The organism is Luteolibacter pohnpeiensis, assembly GCF_016595435.1.
In the GTDB taxonomy this organism is placed as follows: Bacteria; Verrucomicrobiota; Verrucomicrobiia; order Verrucomicrobiales; family Akkermansiaceae; genus Luteolibacter; species Luteolibacter pohnpeiensis.
The window spans coordinates 1-1,358 of sequence record NZ_JAENIJ010000120.1 but is presented as its reverse complement, the minus strand read 5'-3'; the positions used below and the strand labels follow the sequence as shown (position 1 = coordinate 1,358).

The 1,358-nt window shown below is 51.8% G+C and carries 2 protein-coding genes; both read left to right on the top strand.

What is annotated here, in order from left to right; translation table 11 throughout:
• A partial coding sequence (locus JIN85_RS20470) for a hypothetical protein (protein ID WP_200274345.1) occupies window positions 1-556 on the top strand: 556 nt, incomplete at its 5' end.
• A gap of 62 nt (window positions 557-618) precedes the next feature.
• Window positions 619-1,257, top strand: coding sequence for a hypothetical protein (locus tag JIN85_RS20465; protein WP_200274343.1), 639 nt, complete (start codon window positions 619-621; stop codon window positions 1,255-1,257).
• Window positions 1,258-1,358 lie beyond the last annotated feature (101 nt).

Here is a 1,358-nt window from a genome sequence, read left to right as displayed (position 1 = left end):
ACTATTGATCAGCACGTTTCAAACCCCAATCATACACACCATTGACAATGAAATCGCGATATACAATATGGGTCAGAACGAATTATACTGTTCTGCAGAAAAACCTATGGCAATCATCGCTAAACTTAAGGCATCTGGCGCCCGCGTAATCGTCATCGGAACTGGCTACGGCGCATTTGAGTCAGCTAGAGCGAGTCGCATTTTCGGTGATCTTCTTCCGAGCTATCAGAGTGGGCGACTTGGTATGGTTGCAGTAGCGACCAAGAATGGTGAGGTTTCGTGGTGCCCCTCCCATGAGATCGAGATTGTCGATATCGATGGAGTGCCCGTTGATAGTCTTCTGCAAGGTAGTGATGCCGCGAAGAGTTCTGCGGACTTGGATTTTCCAGTATCGAATGCCGATGAGGTGCGCAATCACCCGCAGTTTCTTGCCTTCGCAATGGAGAATCGCGACAGACAGTATTTGGTAGATGGGCGTATTGAGATTGAGTTCAGTGAGTGGCAGTCCCAACGAAAAAGACTTGCAGAACAAGCCGGCTCATCCAACGGCGGGTAACGTCCTTCTTTGAATCCGGGCTTCACACTCCGCCGTGAATGGCCTATACGTTCGTCAAAATTATGAAGTGTCTGCTGTTGCTTGCGACTCTCATTCTGGCCTCAGAGACGCATGGCCAGACAACCCCAACAGTATCAGAACGCTTCGCCCAGTGGCTGACTCCCGAGAACTGCGCGACATCAAATCCAGACGCGCTCTACATCAAGCACCTCAAGGCCGACGGGTTCAGTTGGGACTCCGAGCAGGCGAGGGACAATTTTCATCAGGCTTATGCGGTGGTTCTGGCGGCGAGGACGGATCAGCGGTATCCCGAGGCAGCGAAGTTTCGGAGTCCGCTATTGGACGCATTCAAGCAGACATTTGAGTTCATTCGCTCGGCGAACGGCAATACTTCCACAGCCCACCAAATGTCGCGCCTTCCAGCCGAGGTTGAATGGATGATTAGTCGAGGCTTTGAGTCCAAATTCGACAATGGCGTGTCAGGGGAATACACCTTCGACGACATTCGCCAATTGGCGCGAATCTACCAGCGGTCGCAGAGTCGGTTTACTGTTGGAACGGATCTAAGCGAGCTTGAGGCGAGGATTCTTGAGCCGGCTTTGGATCACCTCAAGACCGCGGAGGACTCGATGAGCAAGGATGCGGTTACCTACTTTCGTGCCAAGCTTGTTTCGATGATCGCTCAATACATCGGAAGATGACGAACAAGATGTCACAGGCAACCGGCATTCGCCCGTGCCTGGACATTGAACGTTAACTCAAGAAAATGGGCGACCACCTCATTATCACCCACATTCCTTCT

Excerpts from the sequence above, each read along its gene's own strand:
- JIN85_RS20465 (WP_200274343.1), top strand. The coding sequence starts at position 619 with ATGAAGTGTCTGCTGTTGCTTGCGACTCTCATTCTGGCCTCAGAGACG.